Genomic DNA, 22,878 nt, shown 5'->3' with positions numbered 1-22,878 from the left:
AAGTTGCGGCGGCATAGCTTTCTACAATGGCGCTATACCTTCGGCACATAAAGGAACCAACGATGCCCACTTCAAGCGAATTCGCGCTGCAACAGCGGTGCCAACAAATCGTGACCAGCCCGACGCTCAGTCCTGAGCAGAAACGCCACTTTTTGGCGCTGGAGGCTGAAAACGCGCTGCCTTATCCGCCACTGTCCGCTGAGGCCCGCCAGGCGCTGGATGACGGGGTGATCTGCGATATGTACGAAGGTCATGCCCCGTTCAAACCGCGCTATGTGCTGCCTGATTACGCGCGTTTTTTGGCCAACGGTTCCTCATGGCTGGAGCTTGAAGGCGCCAGCGACCTTGATGATGCGCTGTCCTTGCTCACCATCCTGTACCACCACGTTCCGTCAGTGACCTCGATGCCGGTCTACCTCGGTCAGCTCGACGCTCTGTTGCAACCGTATGTTAGAATTCTAACACAAGAAGAGATCGATATTCGAATAAAACGTTTCTGGCGTTATCTCGACAGAACCCTGCCAGACGCGTTTATGCATGCCAATATCGGCCCTGCCGATACGCCAGTCACCCGCGCAATTTTACGTGCAGATGCAGAGTTAAAGCAGGTTTCACCGAATCTGACATTCATTTATGATCCGCAAATTACCCCTGATGATCTGCTGCTCAACGTGGCGCAAAATATCTGCGAGTGCAGTAAGCCGCACATATCCAACGGCCCCGCAAATGATAAAATATTCACAAAAGGTCAGTATGGCGTCGTGAGTTGTTACAACTCTTTACCGCTCGCCGGGGGCGGCAGCACGCTGGTCAGGCTCAATCTGAAAGCCATCGCAGAGCGCAGCACCTCTGTCGATGACTTCTTTACACGCACCCTACCGCACTACTGCCAGCAGCAAATCGCCATCATTGATTCACGATGTGAATTCCTCTACACGAAATCACATTTCTTTGAGAATAGCTTCCTCGTGCAGGAAGGGTTGATTGATCCCGAACGTTTTGTGCCGATGTTCGGGATGTATGGTCTGGCGGAAGCGGTAAACCTGCTGTGCGAAAAGGCAGGACAAAGCGCCCGCTACGGGAAAGATGCGTTCGCCAATCAGCTCGGGTATCGCATTAGCGCCCAACTGGCGGAGTTTGTCGAACGCACGCCGGTGAAGTATGGCTGGCAGCAGCGCGCGATGCTGCATGCGCAGTCGGGGATCAGTTCTGACATCGGCACCACGCCCGGCGCGCGTCTGCCTTATGGTGATGAACCTGACCCGATCACCCATCTGCAAACCGTCGCGCCGCATCACGCATATTATCACGCCGGGATCAGCGATATCCTGACGCTGGATGAAACCATCAAGCGTAATCCACAGGCGCTGGTGCAACTGTGCCTCGGCGCGTTTAAAGCCGGAATGCGTGAATTCACCGCCAACGTGAGCGGCAACGATCTGGTCCGCGTCACGGGCTATATGGTGCGCCTGTCGGATCTGGAAAAATATCGTGCCGAAGGATCTCGCATTAACACCACCTGGCTTGGTGAAGAGGCCGCACGCAATACGCGCATTCTGGAACGACAACCTCGTGTGATAAGCCATGAACAGCAGATGCGCTTCAGTAAGTAAACTGATCCCTTTCTCCTGCGTCGACGGGCCGGGCAGCCGCCTGGCTCTGTTCCTGCAAGGGTGTAATCTGCGCTGTAAGAACTGCCACAATCCATGGACGATGGGGCGCTGCAACGACTGCGGAGAATGTGTGCTGCATTGCCCGCATGAAGCGTTAAGCCTGAGTGCAGGAAAAGTATGGTGGCAGTCCGATGTGTGTCAGCAGTGCGACACCTGCCTGCGCCTGTGCCCGCAGCAGGCGACGCCGATGGCGCAAACCATGAGCGTTGATCAGGTGCTGCAGCATATTCGCAAGGCAGCCCTGTTTATTGAGGGAATTACGGTCAGCGGTGGTGAAGCGACTACCCAGTTGCCGTTTATTGTGGCGCTGTTTACCGCGCTCAAAAGCGATCCTCTGCTACAACATCTGACCTGCATGGTCGACAGCAACGGCATGCTGAGCGAAACCGGCTGGCAAAAACTATTGCCGGTGTGCGACGGGGTAATGCTCGATTTAAAAGCCTGGGATAGCACGTGCCATCGCCAGCTTACCGGTCGAGATAATACGCTGATTAAACAAAGCATTACCTTTCTGTCAAGGCAGGGCAAGCTTGCTGAGCTACGCCTGTTGGTGATCCCCGATCGGGTGGATTATTTGCAGCATATTGATGCGCTGGCGGCGTTCATTAAGCAGTCAGGCGAGGTACCGGTACGGCTGAATGCCTTTCATGCGCATGGGGTGTATGGCGAAGCAAAAGACTGGCCGAGCGCAACGCCAGAGGATGTGGAGCAACTGGCGGCAGGATTGCGCGAGCGTGGGGTGGATAACCTGATTTTCCCGGCGCTGTATCTGTGATTACCGGATGCGACGACATCATAGGTAGGCCGGATAAGGCACAGCCGCCATCCGGCGCCCAACAATCACACATTAAACAACGCGGTCGTATTGCGATACAGCGCATCTGCTATCACGTCCGCAGGCTCTTGACGCAGTTCGCATAATGTCTCAAACACTCTGAGGGCCTGCTCGGGACGATTGGGCTGCCCCTGAAAACCATTGAGCGGCATGTCTGGCGCGTCGGTTTCCAGCAGGAGTGATTCCAGCGGCAGTTGCGCCATCACCTCACGGGTTTTACTGGCGCGTGGATAGGTAATGGTGCCGCCAACGCCAAGTTTGTACCCCAGTTGCACAAAGCGTTGCGCCTGCTGCAAACTCCCGGAAAAACCATGCACCACGCCGGTTCGTGGCAGAGCATGGCGTTTCAGATGCATCGCCAGCTTGTCATGAGTCCGTCGCGAATGCAGGATCACCGGCAGTTCGTAACGCTTCGCCAGGTTAAGCTGCGCGTCCAGCACCCGTTCTTGTTTATCAAATTGCGGATCGTCCCGATAAAGGTCCAGTCCAATCTCGCCTACGGCTACCAGCTTTTGCGGGCGCGTATCCAGCGCCTGCTGCAGTTGGTCCAGACTGTCATCGCCGTGTTGTTCAATAACAATCGGATGCAGACCCAAAGCAGCAAACAACGGCGGATACTTTTCCGCTAACGCCAGTACGCGGGAAAAGTTTGCCGCCTGCGTCGCCGGAACAATGATGCAATTCACACCGACCGCCGCGGCACGTTGAATGCTGGCGGACTCATCATCGGTAAACGGCGGGAAATCAAAGTGACAATGTGTATCAATGAAGCGAAAACTCACGCCAGATCCTCGCTATCAAACGTTGTATCGTTAGCCTGAGGCGCATTGGTCACCACGGGCGCGTGGGCATCGTTGGCCACCGGTGCGGGAGGAACCACCACCGGTCCCGGCACGACAATCTTCGGCGTCTGACGAGGCAATGGCGCGTTTTTCGCCAACAACTTGCCGACGGTGGCCAGGAAGTAACGACCACACAAACGCCCGGTCTTATAGTCTTCTCGCAGCGCCGGAATACGGCTGCCCAGCGCCATGCTGTGGAGCGGTTTAGGCGGATAGATCTCAAAGATTCGCAGCTTACCCGGCGGCTTTTCAATAAAACTCTGGATCGCGCGATAGCTGGTTTCATGGTGCTGGACCAAATTCAGCAACGGTTGCAGACTGCTTTCGCCCAGCCAGCGCTCCATACGTTTGAACCACTGCGGGGTGTAGTACATTTGCGAAGGCACAGTGCGGATCACCACCAGCGTTTTTGCGCCATGCTTCGCCGCTTCCTGTACGGGTATGGCATCGCTGACTCCCCCGTCCAGATAGTTCACACCGTCCAGCGCAACGCCAGTGCGGTAGAATCCCGGAATAGCGCTGGAGGCGCGAATGAGATCGAGCCAGTTTTGCCGGTTTGGCGAAAAATAACCAGGCGTATAATCATCACCCCGACAGGCGCACATATAAAACGCTTTCCCAGAGGCAAACAGACGCTCGGCGTTATCCATCGCCAGCGGCATCTGGGATGAGGTCGAATCCACCAGCCAGTCGAGATCGATTAAGTTTCCCCCGCGCACAAAGCGCACCGGGTCAAAAAACTCACGGCGGGTGGTGTAACGCATAATGACTTTACGACCGTAACCGGGCTGGTTACACAGATAGGCTGAAAGGTTTTGCGCCCCGGCGGACGTCCCGTAGTAAAGGTCAAAGGGATTGAACTGCGCACGCATGAACTCATCCAGTACGCCAGCGGTAAAGATTCCTCTTTGTCCCCCACCCTCACACACCAGCGCCATACTGCCTGGTTGAAACGGACGTAACGATAACGGCGCAATATTACCGAGCGTGACGGGTATTCTCTGCCCCACCTCTGCCTTCCTGTTATTTTTGTACTGGAACAACAAAGTAACGCAAATTGCCTGATGCTAAAACCGTAAAAGCCAGTCCACTGGACTGGCTTGGTAGCAAGTTATCTTTACGATTTACTGACTAGGGTCGTTTACGCCCTGTAAACAGGCTGACCAGAAACAGAATGATCCCCACCACGAAAACAATTTTCGCTGCGCCTGCAGCGGTACCAGCCAGTCCACCAAAACCCAGTGCGGCGGCAATTAACGCGATAACCAGAAATATGATGCCCCATCGAAACATGCGCTTCTCCTTTACCATAGTTAATGTCACCGCTTGTTATGAGCGCTCAGGCTGCTCATCGGCGATATTTTTAGTGTGGTGCACAACACGCCTCCCGACAAACGTCAGGAGGACGAATTAAGTCGAATTACTGAGTTTTAAGGTCGTTTTTGACGCTTTTCACGCCATCAACGGCTTTGGCGATGCTCTCAGCACGATCGCTTTGTGCTTTTGAGTCAACGGTGCCGGAAAGTTGAACCACTCCATCAGTGGTCTCTACTTTCACTTTACGGGAAGGGACAATGTCATCAGCCAGCAGTTTTGCTTTAACTTCGCTGGTGGTTGCCGTGTCGCCCGCATAGCCTTTTACGGATGTGCTTTTGCTGTCGCGTACGTGTAGTTTGTCGCTCACTGAGGTTACGCCCTCAACGCCTTTGGCCACTTTCACGGCTTCTTCAGCCTGTGCCTGGCTTTCAACAAACCCGCTTAACGTCACCACTTTCTGGTCTGTTTTCACAGAAATATCGGTGCTCTTGATGCTTTCGTGATCCACCAGCGCAGCTTTTACTTTTGCTGTGATAGTGCTGTCATCCATGAAATTACCGACTTTGTTCATAGAGCTATCGACTTTCTGCCCCGCACTTTCGACACCAGATTGCGCTTTATCCGTCGTGGCGTTTTCTGCAAAAGCAGAACCCGTTGCAACAGCGGAGGTCAGCATCACGGCCAGCAGCGTTTTAGAAATCTTAAGTCCTGTCATTGTCATCGATGTATTCCTGTATGTTTTGCTAAAAGCGATGGTCTGCCGTAAAACGGCGTTAACCAGCAACTAATCTTGTAAGTGGAATAAATATCAGCAATAGAAGCTGCAACAGGCAGCCTAAAAAGCATTTAACGCCGATATTTATGTCATCACATTGTTAAATATAGTTCAGGATTTCGTGATCGCAGTCCGGATTGGCTAAAAAACAGGCAAACAACAGAAAAACGAGAGGTTTTAAGAACATTCCGCAAGGGATTTAAAAGACAGGGAAAGTTGCAGGGCACGGCGAATACCGTGCCCTGGAAGGCGATTAGTGTTCGCGCGTTTTGCGGAACTGAACGTCAGGGTAACGTTCCTGGGTGAGATTCAGGTTAACCATGGTCGGTGCGATATAGGTGAGGTTATCGCCGCCATCCAGCGCCAGCTGCACTTCGTTTTTACGCTTAAATTCTTCGAATTTTTTCACGTCAGAACATTCTACCCAGCGCGCGGTCGCCACGTTGACCGACTCATAAATCGCTTCAACGTTGTACTCGCTCTTCAGACGCGAAACCACCACGTCGAACTGCAGCACACCAACAGCGCCCACGATCAGATCGTTATTAGCAATTGGACGGAAGACCTGCACCGCACCCTCTTCCGACAGCTGAACCAGCCCTTTCAGCAGCTGTTTCTGCTTCAAAGGATCTTTCAGGCGAATACGACGGAACAGCTCCGGCGCGAAGTTCGGAATACCAGTGAACTTCATCATTTCACCCTGGGTGAAGGTATCGCCGATCTGAATAGTGCCATGGTTGTGCAAACCGAGAATATCGCCCGGATACGCTTCTTCCACATGAGAACGGTCACCGGCCATAAAGGTCAGCGCATCGGAGATCACCACGTCTTTACCAATGCGCACCTGACGCATTTTCATGCCTTTCTCGTACTTACCGGAAACCACGCGCATGAACGCCACGCGGTCACGGTGTTTCGGATCCATGTTGGCCTGGATTTTAAACACGAAGCCGGTGAACTTCTCTTCTGAGGCTTCCACGGTGCGGGTATCAGTTTTACGCGGCATCGGCGCAGGCGCCCACTCCACTAAGCCGTCCAGCATATGGTCAACGCCGAAGTTACCCAGCGCGGTACCGAAGAAGACCGGGGTGATTTCGCCCGCGAGGAACAGATCATGGTCGAACTCGTTAGACGCGCCCTGCACCAGCTCCAGCTCGTCGCGCAACTGCTGCGCCAGATCTTCGCCCACGGCGGCATCGAGTTCCGGGTTATTCAGCCCCTTAACAATGCGCACTTCCTGAATGGTGTGGCCTTTACCCGTCTGGTACAGGTAAGTTTCGTCTTTATAAAGGTGATAAACGCCCTTGAACAGCTTCCCGCAGCCAATCGGCCAGGTGATCGGCGCACAGCCGATTTTCAGCTCGTTCTCGACTTCATCCAGCAGCTCCATCGGGTCACGGATGTCACGGTCGAGTTTGTTCATAAAGGTCAGGATCGGCGTATCGCGCAGACGGGTAACTTCCATCAGCTTGCGGGTACGATCCTCAACGCCTTTCGCGGCGTCGATAACCATCAGACAGCAGTCCACCGCCGTCAGGGTACGGTAAGTATCTTCGGAGAAGTCTTCGTGCCCCGGGGTGTCCAGCAGATTCACCAGGCAGTCGTGATACGGAAACTGCATCACAGAGGTGGTAATGGAGATACCACGCTGCTTTTCCATCTCCATCCAGTCAGATTTCGCATGCTGGCTGGAGCCACGGCCTTTTACCGTACCGGCGGTCTGAATCGCCTGTCCGAATAACAGCACCTTTTCAGTAATGGTCGTTTTACCGGCATCCGGGTGAGAAATAATGGCAAAAGTGCGGCGTTTGGCCACCTCTTGCAAATAAGGAGACAACGTCATAGTCAAATCTTCTTAGGTAAGCACGGCAACGGGCCGTGCAAGTTGAATACGAAAAATTGCGGCTATTTTACCCATCAACGGGGGGGAGGCAATCAGTGTTTACACAGGAGCTGCTCCAGTTCGCTTAATGACGCGACCGTCCAGGTCGGCTGAATGCCTGCTGGCTGCTCGCGATGGTGCGTATTTAGCCAGCAGGTGGATAGCCCGGCGTTAATGCCGCCAAGAATATCGGACTCTGCGGTATCGCCCACCATCAGCACGCGGGAACGGTCAGGATTGCCCGCCTGCTCCAGCGCATGGTCAAAAATACGGGGATCGGGTTTTGCTACCCCAACCTGCTCAGAAATCACCAGCAGATCGAAATAGTCGCGCAGCCCCGTCCGCTCAAGGCGGATTTGCTGCAACGCCGTAAAGCCGTTAGTAATGATGCCAATTTTCGTTTTATCACGAATCGCATTGAGCAGAGAGACCGCCCCTGGCAACGGCGAGCAGATCTCAGCCATCGCATTGATAAATGCGTCATTAAGCTGGCCTGGTTCGACCTTCAGGCGTTCAGCCCAGCTCTGGAAACGGGCATGCTGCAATTGTAATGACGTAATCGCGCCGTTTTGATAATCCACCCATAGCGGTTTATTCACGGCCTGGTAGTCCTGAAAGTCTTCAGCGGTAAAGGTAATGCTATAGTCGAGAAACATCCGCTGTAAGCCGGTAAACGAGTCAAACGTAAACAGCGTTTCGTCGGCATCAAAGAAAATCCAGTCCCACTTCTTCATCATTACACCTTGTCTTACATGCTGATTGGCAATGCCATGATAATGGCGTCTTCATGACCATCGGCCGTCGGATAATAATTGCGCCTGATCGTCGCCTCGTTAAAGCCCAGGCTTTCATACAGCGCGATAGCGGCAGCATTTGAGGCGCGCACTTCCAGCCACAGCGTCAAAATGCCGCGCTTTTCCAGCTCATCGATCAGGTGCTCCAGTAGCTCGCGCCCCAGGCCCTGGCGCTGAAAGTCAGGATCGACGGCGATATTGAACAGCGTAGCTTCATCCAGTACCACCTGCGTAATCGCAAAGGCGGCCATCACGTCGTCAACCCTCAACTGAAAATTGAGGTAGCGATCGCCCTGGTTGCTGGCAAATGTTTTTTCACTCCACGGAAAAGCGTGGGCGCGTTTTTCAATCTGAAATGCTGCAGGTAAATCAGTCGGTTCGAGGGAAGAAATCGTGTTCATATGCGCAGATTTGTTGCCATAACGCGGCGCGGGCCGCTGGGTTTTCCCGTAATTCATTAAACGCAGGACTCTCGACCTGAGCGCCTTCCAGCAGCAGCGGCTCTTCGGTTCCCAGCCGCCAACTATTACAGCGACTGCCCTGCGGCAGCAGGGCGACACGGTCAGGCGTCAATTGTAAAACCTGATCCGGGCTGACGGTTATTGCGCGTAAAATATCGCTCATTAACGGTTCGGTTAGCGCGGGTAGCTGTGCAGCAACCATCACTAAACGGATATGCGCAGGAATGGAGATCGCGATTTCGCCCTGCAGTGCGCCAGGACGACGCAGCGACCACTGCGTAATGCCCAGTTGCTGTAACTGCCAGTCTCGTCGGGATGTCATAGCGAAACACTCCTGTCTATCAGGGGCGCAAATATAGCAAATTTGTCGAATCCGTGCCATCAAACAACTATAATCCCCGGCTGTACAATTTAAGGAGCACTCCATGTCTGCTTTTACCCCGGCAAGTGAAGTCTTGCTGCGCCACAGTGATGATTTCGAACAAAGCCGTATTCTGTTTGCCGGTGATTTGCAGGATGATCTGCCTGCCCACTTCGAAAGCGCTGCCAGCCGTGCGCACACTCAACAACTTCACCACTGGCAGGTGCTGAACCGCCAGATGGGTGACAACGTCCGTTTCAGCCTCGTCGCTAAGGCCGATGACGTTGCCGATAGCGATACGCTAATCTACTACTGGCCGAAGAATAAGCCGGAAGCGCAGTTCCAGCTGATGAACATTTTGTCGCTGTTACCGGTGGGCAGCGATGTTTTTGTTGTGGGTGAGAACCGCAGCGGCGTACGTAGCGCAGAGCAAATGCTGGCCGAATACGCACCGCTGAATAAAGTCGACAGCGCGCGTCGCTGTGGCCTGTATCACGGTCGTCTGGAAAAACAGCCGGTCTTTGATGCAGAAAAATACTGGGATGAATATCAGGTTGATAATCTGACCATCAAAACGCTGCCGGGCGTATTCAGCCGTGACGGCCTGGATGTTGGCAGCCAATTGCTGCTCTCCACTCTGACGCCACATACCAAAGGTAAAGTTCTGGATGTCGGTTGTGGCGCAGGCGTACTCTCCGTCGCTTTAGCCAGCCATTCGCCCAAAGTCCGCTTAACCCTGTGTGATGTAAGTGCGGCCGCTGTTGAAGCCAGCCGCGCCACGCTTGCCGCCAACGGTATTGAAGGTGATGTGATCGCCAGCAACGTTTTTTCTGACGTGACGGGCCGCTTTGATATGATCATCTCCAACCCACCTTTCCATGATGGGATGCAGACCAGCCTCGATGCCGCGCAAACGCTGATTCGCGGCGCGGTGCGTCATCTCAACAGCGGCGGTGAACTGCGTATCGTGGCGAACGCCTTCCTGCCCTATCCGAAGGTGCTGGATGAGGTATTCGGATTCCATGAAGTTATCGCACAGACCGGACGCTTCAAGGTCTATCGCACCATCATGACGCGTCAGGCGAAAAAAGCCTAACTGATCAAGGCTGGATCAGGCATTTACGCTGCCACCAGACGTGACACTGAGCAACGCCGGATAGCGCTATCGCTTATCCGGCCTGGATAAAACGCCAAAAACCGTAGAAACGCCTTTTTTTTCGGCAATCACGTTAAGTTCGATAATTAACTGTTGACGCCCTGCATAAAATCTCTAGAATTCGCCTCCGTGGTAACGATACTTTTTGAGTGTCGATGGTATGCGAAGGTGGCGGAATTGGTAGACGCGCTAGCTTCAGGTGTTAGTGTCCTTTCGGACGTGGGGGTTCAAGTCCCCCCCCTCGCACCATAATCCACGTTGATATTGCTCGCACTGGGCGAAGGTGGCGGAATTGGTAGACGCGCTAGCTTCAGGTGTTAGTGTCCTTTCGGACGTGGGGGTTCAAGTCCCCCCCCTCGCACCAACGAGGCGATATCAAAAAAATAAGATGACTGTGCGAAGGTGGCGGAATTGGTAGACGCGCTAGCTTCAGGTGTTAGTGTCCTTAGGATGTGGGGGTTCGAGTCCCCCCCCTCGCACCAATTATCTTATTTCCTTCTCTTTTTCCCTGTTTTGCTTATCCCTGATTCCAGTTCATCATTACCAGCACAATGCCGCCAATCAGCGCTGCACATGAAGGTAACAGAATAAAATGCCGTAAGCGCTTGTGGTATAGCATGAGCGAAGTCAATAGTAATCCTAATACAATCATTACCTTCCATACATTGACCGACAGGTCGGTAAATGCCATCCCGGCAATGAGTATCCCTGGCAGCAGAACTCCCCATCCACTGCCCAGCGTACGTTGCAACATGGTTCCACCTACGACATTGATAATGATAACCAATATCATATGATATATTTTCTCATTTGTCAGCTGGGAGGCACTATCAATTATATGAGTTTTACTTAACGATTGATGACATGAATAATCTAAGGTGATAAATTGCTCGCCGGTTAACGCTTCGACTAAAAATAAAGACCTCAGCGAATGATACCCCGTTCGTTATTTGTTTTATTTACCAACACATCTTCGTATATTACAGATAACTAACAATATTTACTATGACAGTACAATCCTGGCGAACTCTGCGCACTAAAAAATATCAACTCTCTTTGCGTTTGTTTCTGCTTCTCAACGCAGTCTCCGCGCTGTTTACGCTTTTTTTCCCACTTTTTGCCGTCAAAGCCTTATCTGTACCGGCTCTGCTGATACTGATCACCAGTACGCTGCTGCTTATATGGCATGGGAAATACACGGATAAAAAAATTAATCTCCCTTTTATTTCAATAATCTTTGGCTTGTTATGGGCATTCCATATTTTTCAGAAATATTCCACACTCGGTCATAATGACTATTATTTTCTGTTAATCGCACTGCTCAGCGTGCTGTTTATTGGATCTATTGCTTTCGCCAATAATATCATCGCGTTTACGCTTCATTCTCTCCCCTCCGTCGCCGTCTGTTTATGGCTTAGCGGCAACGAGCATAGTTTACGAATTTTCTATTTTATGGCGTTACCGATGGCCGGGATCGCCATCCAACATGTGATACAAAAGCGCTACGATGGTTTCGCCCAGCAGTTGATGTACAAACTGCTTGAGGAACGGGAAACGCTCAACGGACTCAGCATGCTTGACCCGCTTACCGGTTTGTATAACCGCCGGGGACTGCAACACAGACTCGATACGCTGTTGGCGCTGAGTAACTCGAAACACTACGTGCTGTTATTGGATATCGACCACTTCAAAGCCTATAACGATCATTACGGGCATATGATGGGCGACCAGGCGCTGATCCGCGTCTCAGCCGCCATTCGTGATTCCGTACGATCCCGGGATGTGGTGGCGCGATTCGGCGGCGAAGAATTTATGGTTTTGCTGACCGCGATCGATCCGCAGCAGGCACAGGCCGCCGCCGAGCGTATTCGTCAGAAAGTGTACGACCTTAAAATCCCCCACATGTTTAACGAAAACGTGGCAACCAACGTGACCGTCAGTATCGGCATTGCGCCGCTGGTAGAGCAGGATATTGAGGCCGCTATCGCCAGAGCGGATAAAGCCCTGTACGAGGCGAAAAATCTTGGGCGTAACAACACGCTGGTCAGCGATGAGCTGAGGGGAAACCGCCCTTCACTCTGAGCTATCTGTGCGGTGGCATCCGTCATCGCGACAAAGATCTTGCCATCGTTCATCGTCAACTATAGGATTAGCAATCATTATCATTTAGATTAACATCCTTATATTCCCATGGCTTATCGTTCCGCACCGATCGTTGAAGATGTCATCTGGCGTAGCCACCTTCCAGCAAAGATGCCCTCGCTGGCTGCTGCTGTACGCGAAACGATAGCCCAAACTCGTGAGCACCTGCTGGACTTTATTCGTCTTGACGAAATCCCCGTACCGGGCGCGATGACGCTACATGAATGGACGCAACCAGCGACGCTCAGTTCGCTGTTGGCCGTTTATTCAGACCATATCTATCGCAACCAGCCCACGCTGACACGCGAAAATAAGCCGCTGATTTCTCTCTGGGCGCAATGGTATATCGGGCTGATGATGCCCCCACTCATGGTAGCCCTGCTAACGCAAAAAGAGGCCATTGACGTCTCACCTGAACACATGCGCGTTGAGTTTCACGAAACGGGCCGTGCAGCCTGCTTCTGGATTGACGTCCACCAGGATCACCAGACTACAGCCCTGTCGCCTCAACAACGCATGGAAACGCTGATTCTCTCGGCACTAACGCCGGTTGTGCAGGCGCTGGAAGCAACAGGCGAGATCAACGCCAGGCTTATCTGGAGCAATACCGGGTATTTAATTCACTGGTATTTAACGGAAATGAAGCCATTGTTAGGTGAAGAGCTGCTGAACTCACTGCGGCAAACCTGCTTTTTTGAGAAACAACTCTCCTGCGGTCAGGATAATCCGTTGTGGCGTACCGTTGTTCCACGCGAAGGATTACTGGTGCGCAGAACCTGCTGCCAGCGTTACCGCCTGCCCGACGTTCAGCAATGCGGTGACTGTACGCTGAAGTAAGCGAGGAGCCGTAGCCCCTCGTCAACAATTTATGCAACCTGCTGGTTTTCCTCTTCTATACGCTGTGCTTCTTCTTTTTCCTGCGCCAATAGCTGCTTTTCATAGACCTTAAAGAATGGGAAATAGATGATCGCCGACACCAACGCCAGCAGGACGACCAGGATGGCCGCGCGATAATCCCAGCCTAACGCCCATGCCGCGCCAACCGGTGCCGGGGCCGTCCAGGGAACGACGGAAATCACCCGTCCAATTAAATCCAGCTTCATCGCCGCCCAGGCCAGCACCGCATTCACCATCGGGGCCAGCAGGAATGGGATAAAGAACACCGGGTTCATAACAATCGGCGCACCGAAAATCACCGGTTCGTTAATATTAAAAATGCTGGGGACCACGCTCAAACGCCCAATCGAGCGTAAATGAGCCGAACGGCTGCGCAGATAGCAAATCACTAACCCCATCGTCGCGCCGGACCCACCAACCACGATGAAAAACGTCCAGAATGCTTCCATAAAGATATGTGGCAAAGGCGCGCCCTGTGCCAGCGCCGACTGATTCATTCCGAGATTGGTTAGCCAGAACATTTGCAGCATCCCCGACACAATCGCCGCACCATGGATCCCAGCAAACCACAGTAGATGACCAATCAGCACGGCCAGTAGTATCGCCGGGAGAGAATCAGCAGCGGATACCAGTGGTTTAAAGATGGCCATAATGGCCTGCGGAATTAGCATGTCAAACTGCGACTGTATCACCAGGCTCAGAGGGTACAGCGTTAGCACCACCACCAGCACCGGGATCAGCAGATCGAAGGAGTTTTTGATCATTGGCGGCACCTGATCGGGTAAACGGATGCCGATGTTATGCGCCTTCAGGAAACGCATCATTTCCACACAGTAAATCGCCACGAGGATAGCAGTGAAAATCCCCGTCCCACCCAGGCTATCGACGGGCATCGCGCCTTTGGTTTTCGGCGCGGCAATCAGCAAAAAAGCCATGATGGACAGCATTGCGCACATAAACGGATCTAACTGATGCGACTTCACATAGTGCTTACCCAGGTTATAAGCGATAGCCGCACAGATGTAGACCGACATGATCCCCATCGTCATATCAAACGGTGTGAGGATCTGGCCTTCAAACTGTTTTGCCATATCCAGCCATGCACGGGCAAATCCCCATGTGGTATCAGGAGAAAATGGCGGGTAGGCGAAAACCAGCAGAAATGAACCGACGATCATAAAGGGCATAGCCGAAATAAACCCATCACGGATTGCCATCACATGACGTTGTGAAGAGATTCGTCCGGCGACAGGGCTGACGTAGTTTTCAACAAAGCGGAAAATCACATTAAACACAGCATGATTAGTAGACATAGCCGCTCTCCCGTTGCGCAAAACCCTGCGGCCATGCAGGCATCAACACCACCACGCAAAGCTCATTACACTTTTTCGCAACCGTGCCGGGAAGAACACCAGCGCTACTGCATTTTGAGTTAAGTTTCATAGATGGCTCTTATTATGTGATACAGAGGAAGTGACAACTTCAGTATTAATCGTCATTTCAACATTCTGCAACCGGTTACTGTAACCGGTTTCTTTGATTGTGAAGATGATCGAAAAACTGCCAATGTTGCCATGTTGTTACAATAAAATATTTACAGCGAGCTTGCCCCTATGACAAATTACGCCATGCGGTTTTCTGCTGTATGGAGCTGCCCGTAGGCGATTTGGAGAGAAGAATGAGTTTGCAATCAGTACGCCAATTTTTGGCGCAACATGCCCCAGATATTGAGATCATCGAATTAGATCAGAGCACGGCAACCGTCGAGCTGGCAGCAAAAGCCCATAATGTCGAACCCGGTCAGATCGCGAAAACACTTTCGCTAAAAGTGAAGAACGACATCATTCTGGTCGTCGCCAAAGGCGATGCCCGGCTGGATAATAAAAAGCTAAAGAGCACATTCGGCGCCAAAGCCCGTATGCTGAGTAGTGATGAGGTCGTGAATGCGACGGGTCACCCCGTTGGCGGCGTTTGTCCTTTCGGGCTGGAAACACCGATATCGGTTTATTGCGATGTCTCTCTGAAGCACTATGCTGAAGTGCTGCCTGCGGCAGGAGCCATTCACAGCGCGGTTCGCATCACGCCGGAAAGGATGGCTGAGCTAACGTCAGCCACCTGGGTTGATGTGTGCCAATGATGTTTCACGCCCCGGGTCGGTGACTGAACCCGACACAAAATACGTCTACGTTGACCGTCACGACGCCGCTTGAAAAATGGGTGTCGGTTCGCCTGCGCGCAGATACAGCAGGATATCGGCAGCATCCAGTAAACCCGCATCTGAGCTCACGCCCAGCTTGGACATTACGTTAAATTTATGCGCCCGAATGGTTTTAATATTCCGTTCAAGCTGAACGGCAATCTGCGGCATCGAATAGCCATTTGACATAAAACGCAGTATTTCTCGTTCTGTGGGGCTAAGCACACGGCTTTGATTGATAAACCAATGGTTTTTCGCGCTTTCGGTTGTCCGGGTAGGGCAATTCAACGACGTAAACAAAGCTTCCTGCAGCACAGTTAACGAAGAGGCTTTGCTAACGACCCCATCCAGCGGCAATGGTGACAGAGAGCCAATTAAACGTGCCTCAGCATCGTCATCGGCAATCACCACACGCCTGATGCGAGGGAAATTTATCGCCATCTCCGTCAGATAGGCGAGTCCTGCTCTGCGATCGGTTCTGATAGCAGAAAGAGAAAAAATTACTGCCGAAAATGACATTTTTAACATCGCCTGACTAAAGGCAGGCTGGTTCGAAAAAAGATGAAGTGCGTATTGGTCATCCGGCATGGTATTAAATAAACTCTCAATACCCACGCGACTCATCGCACATTTTTCTACAAGTGCGACGTTTCTTTTAATGCTTCTGCTTTCCATTCCGTGGTCTCCCCATATACTGAAGGTAAATTCAGTTCTCGCGATCCTTGAGAACTATTTATCCATGCGTACATTTCTGCATTGCTATGTATTGATAAGCGACGCATGGCGCTGTTCTTTTGGGCGCTGATTGTTTTATTACTTTTCTTAAGTAACGATGCAATCTGGTTAATTCCCCAACCTTTTCCCAGGAGTCTCAGCACTTTCCTCTCCGAGAGAGTAAGTGCAATTGAGCGGGCGCTATTGTCAGCCAACTCTGGCATTACGGGAGGGGAAATCAGAGATTTACTTATCCTCTCAGCTCGGGTATTTCCCGCGTGAATTACATTCACTAAACTTTCAATCGGCTCAGCATCAGATAACAGCGAACTGATCGGGCACATCAGCAGTTCGATGGCGAGAGGGTAAAAAACACGAGATACAAGAAACACCCAATGAATATCACGGTATTGAGATAATAAAGAATAAAATTGTTCGCAAACTGAGCGAGGATGATTGCAGTCTGCTGATAAATCAGCAATCACCAAATCAGCGCACCGCAACTGCAACAATGTTAGTTCTTCAACAGAACGACAGTAAGTCAATTCGTAATCAGCAAACTGTTCTTGCATTACACCTTTAAGCCCAGTTTGTACGATCGGTAATTTGCTAATAATAATTGCGTTTTTGCAGCGTCCTGGCAACATATCCCCTCCACATTCACCAGTCCGTATTCGCATTTATTAGAAGATCCCTGATAAATTAAACGTATTAATTAACAGGAAAACCCTAAACAATAGACGAGGTGAATTGTTTATCCTTGGATTTCATTCAAACATTAAAATAATGGCGCTATAATCCCAATAGCGTTCAAACTATTGAACCGTTATTACAAAATTACGCATAAATACATTCTATGTACAATTAAAAGAACTAAAATAGAACGTTAGAATTGCTTACGTATTTGCCATCCTGATAAATAAAACTATCTTATCATGTGATACTGTTTTTATTGATTAGCAGGTAAGGCATGTAAGCGAGTACGACCTGCGTCTTTTTTCAACACAAAGATTGATCTTGCCAGAGCCAACTGGCTCATGCTTCATGATAAAAAGAAGACATTCACTATTCAATGAGATCCTTTTCAGTCAGAGCGAACCATGCAAACAGAGCAGTCGTCACAGCGAACGGTTACACGGTTATGTATACAATGTGGGCTTTTTTTACTCCAGCATGGTGCAGAAAGCGCGCTGGTTGACGAGCTATCCACTCGCCTCGGCCTGGCGCTTGGCATGGATAGCGTAGAAAGCGCCATCTCCTCCAACGCGATTGTCCTGACTACCATTAAAGATGGGCAATGCCTGACGTCGACCCGAAAAAATCATGATCGCGGCATTAACATGCACGTCGTGACGGAAGTGCAGCACATCGTTATTTTAGCGGAACACAAACTACTGGATATAAAAGGCGTTGAGAAGCGCTTCAGCCAGATTAAGCCGCTACGCTATCCAAGATGGCTGGTCGCATTGATGGTCGGTTTGTCCTGCGCCTGCTTTTGCAAACTCAATAACGGCGGATGGGACGGCGCGGTGATCACCTTTTTCGCCAGCATGGTGGCAATGTATATCCGCCAGATTCTGGCGTCACGGCATTTGCACCCACAAATCAACTTTTGTATCACCGCCTTTGTGGCGACCACAATATCCGGCCTGTTGCTGACGCTGCCGACCTTTAATCACACCCCAACCATCGCCATGGCTGCCAGCGTGCTGTTGCTGGTTCCGGGTTTTCCGTTGATCAACTCTGTCGCGGATATGTTTAAGGGGCACATTAATACCGGGCTGGCTCGCTGGGCCATTGCCAGTCTCCTGACGTTGGCAACCTGCATTGGGGTGGTTATGTCGATGACCTTATGGGGGCTGCGCGGATGGGCGTGATCGATTTCATTCTGGCGCTGATACAGGACATGATCCTGTCGGCGATCCCGGCTCTGGGCTTTGCCATGGTGTTTAACGTCCCGCACCGCGCGCTTCCCTGGTGTGCGTTACTCGGCGCGCTGGGCCACGGTTCACGAATGGTGATGATGAGCGCAGGGTTTAATATTGAATGGTCAACCTTTATGGCGTCGCTGCTGATTGGCTGCATTGGGATCCAGTGGTCGCGCTGGTATCTGGCGCATCCTAAGGTCTTCACCGTTGCGGCTGTGATCCCGATGTTTCCCGGGATCTCCGCCTACACCGCCATGATCTCCGCGGTAAAAATCGGCCATTTCGGCTACAGCGAAGCGCTGATGATCACCCTATTGACCAATTTCCTGAAAGCTTCATCGATTGTCGGCGCGCTCTCTATCGGCTTATCCGTACCAGGCTTATGGCTGTATCGCAAACGCCCACGCGTCTAGCGCGGTAATTTCTTAGCGCCTCGCAGAGGGGGAATCTCCCCCTCATCTGCTGCTCTCCTGGTTCTCTGTGTTACTATAAAAGCAGTCCCTTCTCGGTTGTTGTTCAGTTTTGAGAAACATTATGCCCTGCAAAATTTTGACGCCGGACGTCATCAGCATTGACGCCTTACTACACGATCACCACGCGGTACTGACAAAGTCTGCGGGTGGCGCCGTAGCGGTATTCGCCAACAATGCGCCAGCGTTTTACGCGCTGACGCCTGCGCGACTGGCTCAGTTGTTGGCGCTTGAAGAGAAGCTGTCACGTCCAGGAAGCGATGTGACGTTGGATGCGCAATTTTATGAAGAGCCCCAAGCTGCGCCCGTGGCCGTGCCAATGGGGAAATTTGCGATGTACGCTGACTGGCAGCCCGATGCCGACTTTCAGCGCCAGGCCGCCCTGTGGGGCGTGGCGTTAAGAGAACCGGTCACCGCCGAGGAACTGGCCTCATTCGTCGCCTACTGGCAGGCCGAAGGCAAAGTCTTTCACCATATTCAGTGGCAGCAAAAACTGGCGCGTAGCATCCAGATTGGCCGGGCCAGCAATGGCGGAATGCCCAAGCGCGATGTGAACAGTGTCAGCGAACCTGACAGCCATATTCCACCAGGTTTTAGAGGATAACGATGAAAAACGTTGGCGATCTGATGAAACGTCTGCAAAAAATGATGCCGCCCAATGTCGAGCCTGCCTTTAAAACGGGCGAAGAGCTACTGGCATGGCAAAAAGAGCAAGGTGAAATTCGTGCCGCAGCGCTGGCCCGCGAAAACCGGGCCATGAAAATGCAGCGCACATTCAACCGCTCCGGTATCCGTCCGCTGCACCAAAACTGTTCATTCGATAACTATCGGGTGGAATGCGAAGGTCAGATGAATGCCCTGAGCAAAGCCCGCCAGTACGTTGATGAGTTTGACGGCAACATCGCCAGCTTTATTTTCTCGGGCAAACCCGGCACCGGCAAAAACCATCTGGCGGCAGCTATCTGCAACGAACTGCTGCTCCGCGGTAAGTCGGTACTGATCATTACCGTGGCTGATATCATGTCGGCGATGAAAGAAACCTTTAGTAACCGTGAAACCAGCGAAGAACAGTTGCTCAACGATCTTAGCAATGTAGATCTGCTGGTGATCGATGAGATCGGCATGCAGACCGAATCCCGCTATGAAAAAGTGATCATCAATCAGATCGTCGATCGCCGATCGTCCTCAAAACGCCCGACCGGTATGTTAACCAACAGCAATATGGACGAAATGAACAAACTGCTGGGTGAGCGCGTGATGGATCGCATGCGTCTCGGTAACAGCCTGTGGGTGATTTTTAACTGGGACAGCTACCGTAGCCGGGTAACAGGAAAAGAGTATTAACGTATTAGGACCACTCCTAAAGCTGCCAGCGCTATACTGCGCTGAAAAGGCATAACACGAGTTGCATATAATGATGAAAACAACCAAACGTCTGCTGTGCTGTGCGCTTGCCGCCAGTACGCTCATCTCCACCAGCGTTTTTGCCGCCTCCTGGCAGGACTCGCTCTCCAGCGCGGCCAGCGAACTGAGCAAACAAAGCTCCGGCTCGCAGGGCAGCTCGTCGCTCTCCTCCCTGACCAGTCTGCTGAATGGCAGCAATCAGTCACTGACCTCAAGCAGCATGAATAACGCCGCCGGGATCCTGGAATATTGCGCCAAACAGAAACTGGCCTCGGTCACCGACGCGCAAAACGTCAAAAACCAGGTGCTGGATAAACTCGGCCTCAGTGCCCCAGAGCAGAAACAAGACACCAACTACATGGACGGCATTCAGGGCCTGCTCAACGCCAAAGATGGCCAACAGCTGGACCTGAACACGATTGGTAATAGCTCGCTGGCGAAGCAGGTAAAAACCAAGGCCTGCGATCTGGTGTTAAAACAGGGTATGAACTTCATTTCCTGAGGCATTAAATGCCGCGTATCCCCTGCGCGGCATCCCCCTATTCCTGCCGATACAGACCGCCATCACGAAAGCCGTAATTACCCGCCAAAAACGCGCATATCTAAACCAATTCTGAATAACAACGTAATTTAATGTCACTACAATTGCAGCAATATAACAACGCTATTACATTGTTCTCTCACCAAATGATTAGCCTGCCAGGCATGTGCCCGGTTTACTGAGGATCGACCGTGTCAGAATTAATCTCCATCACTCTGTTTCTCGCTTCAGTGCTGATTTATGCCTGGAAAGCGGGTCGCAATACCTGGTGGTTTGCCGCCACGTTAACGGTGCTGGGGATTTTTATTGTCTTAAATATCACACTGTATGCCAGTGACTATTTTACCGGCGACGGAATCAACGACGCGGTGCTTTATACTCTGACCAACAGCCTGACCGGCGCAGGTATCGGGAAATATATTCTGCCTGGCGTCGGCATTGCGCTGGCGCTGACGACCGTCTTCGTCGCCCTCGGCTGGATCCTTCGCCGCCGTCGCCATCACCCGCATCACGTGGGTTACAGCCTACTGGCCCTGCTGCTGGCGCTGGCCTCCGTTGACGCCAGCCCGGCGTTTCACCAGATAACTGAACTGGTGAAATCTCAGTCGCGCGATGGCGATCCGGATTTCCTGACCTATTATAAAGAGCCGTCGAAAACCATCCCTCATCCGAAGCTGAACCTGGTTTATATCTACGGCGAAAGTCTCGAACGCACCTACTTTAATAACGAGGCGTTCCCGGATCTGACCCCGGAGCTCGGCGCGTTGAAAAACGAAGGCATGGATTTCAGCAACACCATGCAGCTACCAGGGACGGATTACACCATCGCTGGCATGGTCGCTTCGCAATGTGGCATCCCGTTATTTGCGCCATTTGAAGGCAACGCCTCGGCATCGGTTTCCAGCTTTTTCCCCAACAATATCTGTCTCGGCGATATCCTGAAAAACTCCGGCTACCAAAACTACTTTGTGCAGGGGGCCAACCTGCGCTTTGCCGGGAAGGATGTGTTCCTGAAATCTCACGGGTTTGATCATCTGTACGGCGCAGAAGAGTTAAAAAGCGTGGTGGCGGATCCCGCATATCGTAACGACTGGGGCTTTTACGATGACACCGTGCTGGACGAAGCATGGAAAAAATTTGAAGAACTTTCGCGTTCAGGACAACGTTTTTCACTGTTTACCCTGACCGTGGATACCCATCATCCGGATGGATTTATCTCTCGTAGCTGTAACCGTAAACGTTATGACATCGACGGTAAGGCCAATCAATCTTTCAGCGCGGTGAGCTGCAGTCAGGAAAACATCGCTGAATTTATTAATAAAATCAAAGCATCCCCGTGGTTTAAAGATACCGTGATCGTGGTTTCGTCCGATCATCTGGCAATGAACAACACCGCCTGGAAGTATCTGAACAAGCAGGACCGCAACAACCTGTTCTTCGTGCTACGCGGCGACCAGCCGCAACAGGATACGCTGGCGGTGAAACGTAACACGATGGATAACGGCGCAACGGTGCTGGATATTCTGGGCGGCGATAACTTTATCGGCCTTGGCCGCAGCAGTTTGTCGGGCGAATCCGTGTCGGAAGTATTCCTCAACATCAAAGAAAAAATGCTGGCGTGGAAGCCCGATATCATCCGCCTGTGGAATTTCCCGAAGGAGATGAAAGAGTTCACCATTGACCATGACAAGAACATGATCGCGTTCTCCGGCAGTCATTTCCGCCTGCCACTGCTGCTGCGCGTATCGGATAAACGCGTCGAACCACTACCAGAAAGCGAATACTCGGCGCCGTTGCGCTTCCAGTTGGCGGATTTCGCGCCGCGCGATAACTTTGTCTGGGTCGATCGCTGCTACAAAATGGCGCAGCTGTGGGCGCCGGAGTTGGCGCTTTCCACCGACTGGTGCGTCTCTCAGGGGCAACTGGGCGGGCAACAAATTGTGCAGCACGTTGACAAAGCCAAATGGAAAAGCAAAACCGCCTTTAAAGACACGGTGATCGACATGGAGCGCTACAAAGGAAACGTCGATACGCTGAAAATTGTCGATAACGATATTCGCTACAAAGCCGACAGCTTCGTCTTTAACGTGGCGGGCGCGCCGGAAGAGGTGAAACAATTTAGTGGTATTTCACGCCCCGAATCCTGGGGACGCTGGTCCAATGCGCAGCTCAGTGAAGAGGTAAAAATCGAATACAAAGCGCCATTGCCGAAGAAATTCGATCTGGTCATCACCGCCAAAGCCTATGGCGATAACGCCAATCGCCCGATACCCGTGCGCGTTGGCAATGAAGAACAGACGCTGGTGTTAAGCCATGATATCAGCACCACTACCCTACATTTTGAAAACCCGGCGGATGCCAATACGCTGGTGATTATCCCACCCGATCCGGTTGCCACCAACGAGGGCAATATTCTCGGCCACTCGCCGCGGAAGCTGGGGATCGGGATGGTTGAAATCAAAGTGGTGGCAGCTCAGGGTTAAAAAAAG

Annotated in this window: 25 protein-coding genes and 3 tRNA genes; 15 read left to right on the top strand and 13 right to left on the bottom strand. The window is 51.9% G+C overall.

Annotated elements, in window-relative coordinates:
* Positions 1-62 precede the first annotated feature (62 nt).
* Both JSN25_RS08495 and JSN25_RS08490 read left to right on the top strand, forming a co-directional pair.
* Positions 63-1,613 carry a YjjI family glycine radical enzyme gene (locus JSN25_RS08495; RefSeq protein ID WP_204525616.1) on the top strand — a complete coding sequence of 517 codons (1,551 nt, stop codon included), beginning with the start codon at positions 63-65 and terminating at the stop codon, positions 1,611-1,613.
* Positions 1,585-2,448 carry a YjjW family glycine radical enzyme activase gene (locus tag JSN25_RS08490; RefSeq protein ID WP_085048355.1) on the top strand — a complete coding sequence of 288 codons (864 nt, stop codon included), beginning with the start codon at positions 1,585-1,587 and terminating at the stop codon, positions 2,446-2,448. The genes JSN25_RS08495 and JSN25_RS08490 overlap by 29 nt, the downstream gene beginning before the upstream one ends.
* A gap of 65 nt (positions 2,449-2,513) precedes the next feature.
* Here JSN25_RS08490 and JSN25_RS08485 read toward each other — a convergent pair whose 3' ends face one another.
* From JSN25_RS08485 to holD, 8 genes are all read right to left on the bottom strand, one after another.
* Positions 2,514-3,290 (bottom strand): metal-dependent hydrolase, encoded by a 777-nt coding sequence (locus JSN25_RS08485; protein WP_159121725.1) that lies wholly within the window; start codon positions 3,288-3,290, stop codon positions 2,514-2,516.
* On the bottom strand, positions 3,287-4,360 hold the full coding sequence (locus tag JSN25_RS08480) for a patatin-like phospholipase family protein (protein ID WP_159121726.1): 1,074 nt from the start codon (positions 4,358-4,360) through the stop codon (positions 3,287-3,289). The genes JSN25_RS08485 and JSN25_RS08480 overlap by 4 nt, the downstream gene beginning before the upstream one ends.
* 121 nt (positions 4,361-4,481) lie before the next feature.
* Positions 4,482-4,643: a DUF1328 domain-containing protein gene (locus JSN25_RS08475; RefSeq protein WP_003019081.1), complete on the bottom strand. Its 162-nt coding sequence runs from the start codon at positions 4,641-4,643 to the stop codon at positions 4,482-4,484.
* Between the two features lie 127 nt (positions 4,644-4,770).
* Positions 4,771-5,388 carry a molecular chaperone OsmY gene (osmY, locus tag JSN25_RS08470; protein ID WP_038636996.1) on the bottom strand — a complete coding sequence of 206 codons (618 nt, stop codon included), beginning with the start codon at positions 5,386-5,388 and terminating at the stop codon, positions 4,771-4,773.
* Between the two features lie 307 nt (positions 5,389-5,695).
* Positions 5,696-7,285, bottom strand: a complete 1,590-nt coding sequence (prfC, locus tag JSN25_RS08465; protein WP_006686587.1) for a peptide chain release factor 3 — start codon at positions 7,283-7,285, stop codon at positions 5,696-5,698.
* 92 nt (positions 7,286-7,377) lie between these two features.
* Positions 7,378-8,058, bottom strand: coding sequence for a pyrimidine 5'-nucleotidase (gene yjjG, locus JSN25_RS08460; protein WP_008786125.1), 681 nt, complete (start codon positions 8,056-8,058; stop codon positions 7,378-7,380).
* Positions 8,059-8,072: 14 nt separating this feature from the next.
* Positions 8,073-8,519: a ribosomal protein S18-alanine N-acetyltransferase gene (rimI, locus tag JSN25_RS08455; protein ID WP_038636994.1), complete on the bottom strand. Its 447-nt coding sequence runs from the start codon at positions 8,517-8,519 to the stop codon at positions 8,073-8,075.
* Positions 8,488-8,901, bottom strand: a complete 414-nt coding sequence (gene holD, locus JSN25_RS08450; RefSeq protein WP_121529976.1) for a DNA polymerase III subunit psi — start codon at positions 8,899-8,901, stop codon at positions 8,488-8,490. Before holD ends, rimI begins: the two co-directional genes overlap by 32 nt.
* A gap of 103 nt (positions 8,902-9,004) precedes the next feature.
* Here holD and rsmC point away from each other — a divergent pair, with 103 nt between their 5' ends.
* From rsmC to JSN25_RS08430, 4 genes are all read left to right on the top strand, one after another.
* A complete protein-coding gene (gene rsmC / locus JSN25_RS08445) occupies positions 9,005-10,036 on the top strand; it encodes a 16S rRNA (guanine(1207)-N(2))-methyltransferase RsmC (RefSeq protein WP_038636991.1) in 1,032 nt (343 codons plus the stop codon).
* Between the two features lie 222 nt (positions 10,037-10,258).
* Positions 10,259-10,345, top strand: a tRNA-Leu gene (locus JSN25_RS08440).
* A 28-nt stretch (positions 10,346-10,373) separates the two neighbouring features.
* A tRNA-Leu gene (locus tag JSN25_RS08435) sits at positions 10,374-10,460 on the top strand.
* Positions 10,461-10,492: 32 nt separating this feature from the next.
* Positions 10,493-10,578, top strand: a tRNA-Leu gene (locus tag JSN25_RS08430).
* Between the two features lie 35 nt (positions 10,579-10,613).
* Here the strand turns inward: JSN25_RS08430 and JSN25_RS08425 are convergent.
* Complete coding sequence (locus tag JSN25_RS08425; protein ID WP_074458506.1) at positions 10,614-10,850, bottom strand: DUF1435 domain-containing protein; 237 nt, start codon at positions 10,848-10,850, stop codon at positions 10,614-10,616.
* 251 nt (positions 10,851-11,101) lie between these two features.
* On the opposite strand from JSN25_RS08425, the gene JSN25_RS08420 reads away from it, so the two are divergent.
* A complete protein-coding gene (locus JSN25_RS08420; protein WP_185656045.1) occupies positions 11,102-12,178 on the top strand; it encodes a GGDEF domain-containing protein in 1,077 nt (358 codons plus the stop codon).
* Positions 12,179-12,286: 108 nt separating this feature from the next.
* Complete coding sequence (gene fhuF, locus JSN25_RS08415; protein ID WP_038636988.1) at positions 12,287-13,075, top strand: siderophore-iron reductase FhuF; 789 nt, start codon at positions 12,287-12,289, stop codon at positions 13,073-13,075.
* Between the two features lie 29 nt (positions 13,076-13,104).
* Here fhuF and JSN25_RS08410 read toward each other — a convergent pair whose 3' ends face one another.
* Complete coding sequence (locus JSN25_RS08410; protein WP_204525615.1) at positions 13,105-14,448, bottom strand: PTS sugar transporter subunit IIC; 1,344 nt, start codon at positions 14,446-14,448, stop codon at positions 13,105-13,107.
* Positions 14,438-14,578, bottom strand: coding sequence for a hypothetical protein (locus tag JSN25_RS08405; RefSeq protein ID WP_170973693.1), 141 nt, complete (start codon positions 14,576-14,578; stop codon positions 14,438-14,440). Before JSN25_RS08405 ends, JSN25_RS08410 begins: the two co-directional genes overlap by 11 nt.
* A gap of 235 nt (positions 14,579-14,813) precedes the next feature.
* Between JSN25_RS08405 and JSN25_RS08400 the strand changes: the two genes are divergently transcribed.
* The gene (locus JSN25_RS08400) at positions 14,814-15,272 is read left to right on the top strand and encodes a YbaK/EbsC family protein (protein ID WP_038636987.1); all 459 of its coding nucleotides are present in this window, start codon (positions 14,814-14,816) and stop codon (positions 15,270-15,272) included.
* 57 nt (positions 15,273-15,329) lie between these two features.
* Here the strand turns inward: JSN25_RS08400 and bglJ are convergent, their stop codons facing one another.
* Together bglJ and JSN25_RS08390 are read right to left on the bottom strand one after the other, a co-directional pair.
* Complete coding sequence (gene bglJ, locus JSN25_RS08395; RefSeq protein WP_199979771.1) at positions 15,330-16,007, bottom strand: DNA-binding transcriptional activator BglJ; 678 nt, start codon at positions 16,005-16,007, stop codon at positions 15,330-15,332.
* Positions 15,968-16,693 (bottom strand): helix-turn-helix transcriptional regulator, encoded by a 726-nt coding sequence (locus tag JSN25_RS08390; RefSeq protein WP_038636985.1) that lies wholly within the window; start codon positions 16,691-16,693, stop codon positions 15,968-15,970. Before JSN25_RS08390 ends, bglJ begins: the two co-directional genes overlap by 40 nt.
* Positions 16,694-17,146: 453 nt before the next feature.
* Between JSN25_RS08390 and JSN25_RS08385 the strand changes: the two genes are divergently transcribed.
* The 6 genes from JSN25_RS08385 to opgB all read left to right on the top strand — a co-directional run bounded on the left by JSN25_RS08385 (position 17,147) and on the right by opgB (position 22,872).
* A complete protein-coding gene (locus JSN25_RS08385) occupies positions 17,147-17,923 on the top strand; it encodes a threonine/serine exporter family protein (RefSeq protein ID WP_085048363.1) in 777 nt (258 codons plus the stop codon).
* Entirely contained in the window at positions 17,914-18,387 is a 474-nt protein-coding gene (locus JSN25_RS08380; RefSeq protein ID WP_038636981.1) for a threonine/serine exporter, read from the top strand. The genes JSN25_RS08385 and JSN25_RS08380 overlap by 10 nt, the downstream gene beginning before the upstream one ends.
* Positions 18,388-18,508: 121 nt before the next feature.
* Positions 18,509-19,048: a primosomal protein DnaT gene (gene dnaT, locus JSN25_RS08375; protein WP_087857412.1), complete on the top strand. Its 540-nt coding sequence runs from the start codon at positions 18,509-18,511 to the stop codon at positions 19,046-19,048.
* 2 nt (positions 19,049-19,050) lie between these two features.
* Positions 19,051-19,788 (top strand): replicative helicase loader DnaC, encoded by a 738-nt coding sequence (dnaC, locus tag JSN25_RS08370; RefSeq protein ID WP_038636979.1) that lies wholly within the window; start codon positions 19,051-19,053, stop codon positions 19,786-19,788.
* Positions 19,789-19,858: 70 nt separating this feature from the next.
* Positions 19,859-20,350 carry a YjjA family protein gene (locus tag JSN25_RS08365; protein WP_048215003.1) on the top strand — a complete coding sequence of 164 codons (492 nt, stop codon included), beginning with the start codon at positions 19,859-19,861 and terminating at the stop codon, positions 20,348-20,350.
* A 230-nt stretch (positions 20,351-20,580) separates the two neighbouring features.
* Entirely contained in the window at positions 20,581-22,872 is a 2,292-nt protein-coding gene (gene opgB / locus JSN25_RS08360; RefSeq protein WP_204525614.1) for a phosphatidylglycerol--membrane-oligosaccharide glycerophosphotransferase, read from the top strand.
* Positions 22,873-22,878 lie beyond the last annotated feature (6 nt).

It is taken from the genome of Citrobacter cronae, assembly GCF_016893685.1.
In the GTDB taxonomy this organism is placed as follows: Bacteria; Pseudomonadota; Gammaproteobacteria; order Enterobacterales; family Enterobacteriaceae; genus Citrobacter; species Citrobacter werkmanii.
The sequence above is the reverse complement of the archived record's forward strand: the minus strand, read 5'-3'. Positions and strand labels throughout refer to the sequence as shown.

Coding starts and splice junctions, on each gene's coding strand:
- JSN25_RS08495 (WP_204525616.1), top strand. CDS start 63: ATGCCCACTTCAAGCGAATTCGCGCTGCAACAGCGGTGCCAACAAATC.
- JSN25_RS08490 (WP_085048355.1), top strand. CDS start 1,585: ATGAACAGCAGATGCGCTTCAGTAAGTAAACTGATCCCTTTCTCCTGC.
- JSN25_RS08475 (WP_003019081.1), bottom strand. CDS start 4,643: ATGTTTCGATGGGGCATCATATTTCTGGTTATCGCGTTAATTGCCGCC.
- osmY (WP_038636996.1), bottom strand. CDS start 5,388: ATGACAATGACAGGACTTAAGATTTCTAAAACGCTGCTGGCCGTGATG.
- prfC (WP_006686587.1), bottom strand. CDS start 7,285: ATGACGTTGTCTCCTTATTTGCAAGAGGTGGCCAAACGCCGCACTTTT.
- yjjG (WP_008786125.1), bottom strand. CDS start 8,058: ATGAAGAAGTGGGACTGGATTTTCTTTGATGCCGACGAAACGCTGTTT.
- rimI (WP_038636994.1), bottom strand. CDS start 8,519: ATGAACACGATTTCTTCCCTCGAACCGACTGATTTACCTGCAGCATTT.
- holD (WP_121529976.1), bottom strand. CDS start 8,901: ATGACATCCCGACGAGACTGGCAGTTACAGCAACTGGGCATTACGCAG.
- rsmC (WP_038636991.1), top strand. CDS start 9,005: ATGTCTGCTTTTACCCCGGCAAGTGAAGTCTTGCTGCGCCACAGTGAT.
- JSN25_RS08425 (WP_074458506.1), bottom strand. CDS start 10,850: ATGTTGCAACGTACGCTGGGCAGTGGATGGGGAGTTCTGCTGCCAGGG.
- JSN25_RS08420 (WP_185656045.1), top strand. CDS start 11,102: ATGACAGTACAATCCTGGCGAACTCTGCGCACTAAAAAATATCAACTC.
- fhuF (WP_038636988.1), top strand. CDS start 12,287: ATGGCTTATCGTTCCGCACCGATCGTTGAAGATGTCATCTGGCGTAGC.
- JSN25_RS08410 (WP_204525615.1), bottom strand. CDS start 14,448: ATGTCTACTAATCATGCTGTGTTTAATGTGATTTTCCGCTTTGTTGAA.
- JSN25_RS08405 (WP_170973693.1), bottom strand. CDS start 14,578: ATGAAACTTAACTCAAAATGCAGTAGCGCTGGTGTTCTTCCCGGCACG.
- JSN25_RS08400 (WP_038636987.1), top strand. CDS start 14,814: ATGAGTTTGCAATCAGTACGCCAATTTTTGGCGCAACATGCCCCAGAT.
- bglJ (WP_199979771.1), bottom strand. CDS start 16,007: ATGGAAAGCAGAAGCATTAAAAGAAACGTCGCACTTGTAGAAAAATGT.
- JSN25_RS08390 (WP_038636985.1), bottom strand. CDS start 16,693: ATGTTGCCAGGACGCTGCAAAAACGCAATTATTATTAGCAAATTACCG.
- JSN25_RS08385 (WP_085048363.1), top strand. CDS start 17,147: ATGCAAACAGAGCAGTCGTCACAGCGAACGGTTACACGGTTATGTATA.
- JSN25_RS08380 (WP_038636981.1), top strand. CDS start 17,914: ATGGGCGTGATCGATTTCATTCTGGCGCTGATACAGGACATGATCCTG.
- dnaT (WP_087857412.1), top strand. CDS start 18,509: ATGCCCTGCAAAATTTTGACGCCGGACGTCATCAGCATTGACGCCTTA.
- dnaC (WP_038636979.1), top strand. CDS start 19,051: ATGAAAAACGTTGGCGATCTGATGAAACGTCTGCAAAAAATGATGCCG.
- JSN25_RS08365 (WP_048215003.1), top strand. CDS start 19,859: ATGATGAAAACAACCAAACGTCTGCTGTGCTGTGCGCTTGCCGCCAGT.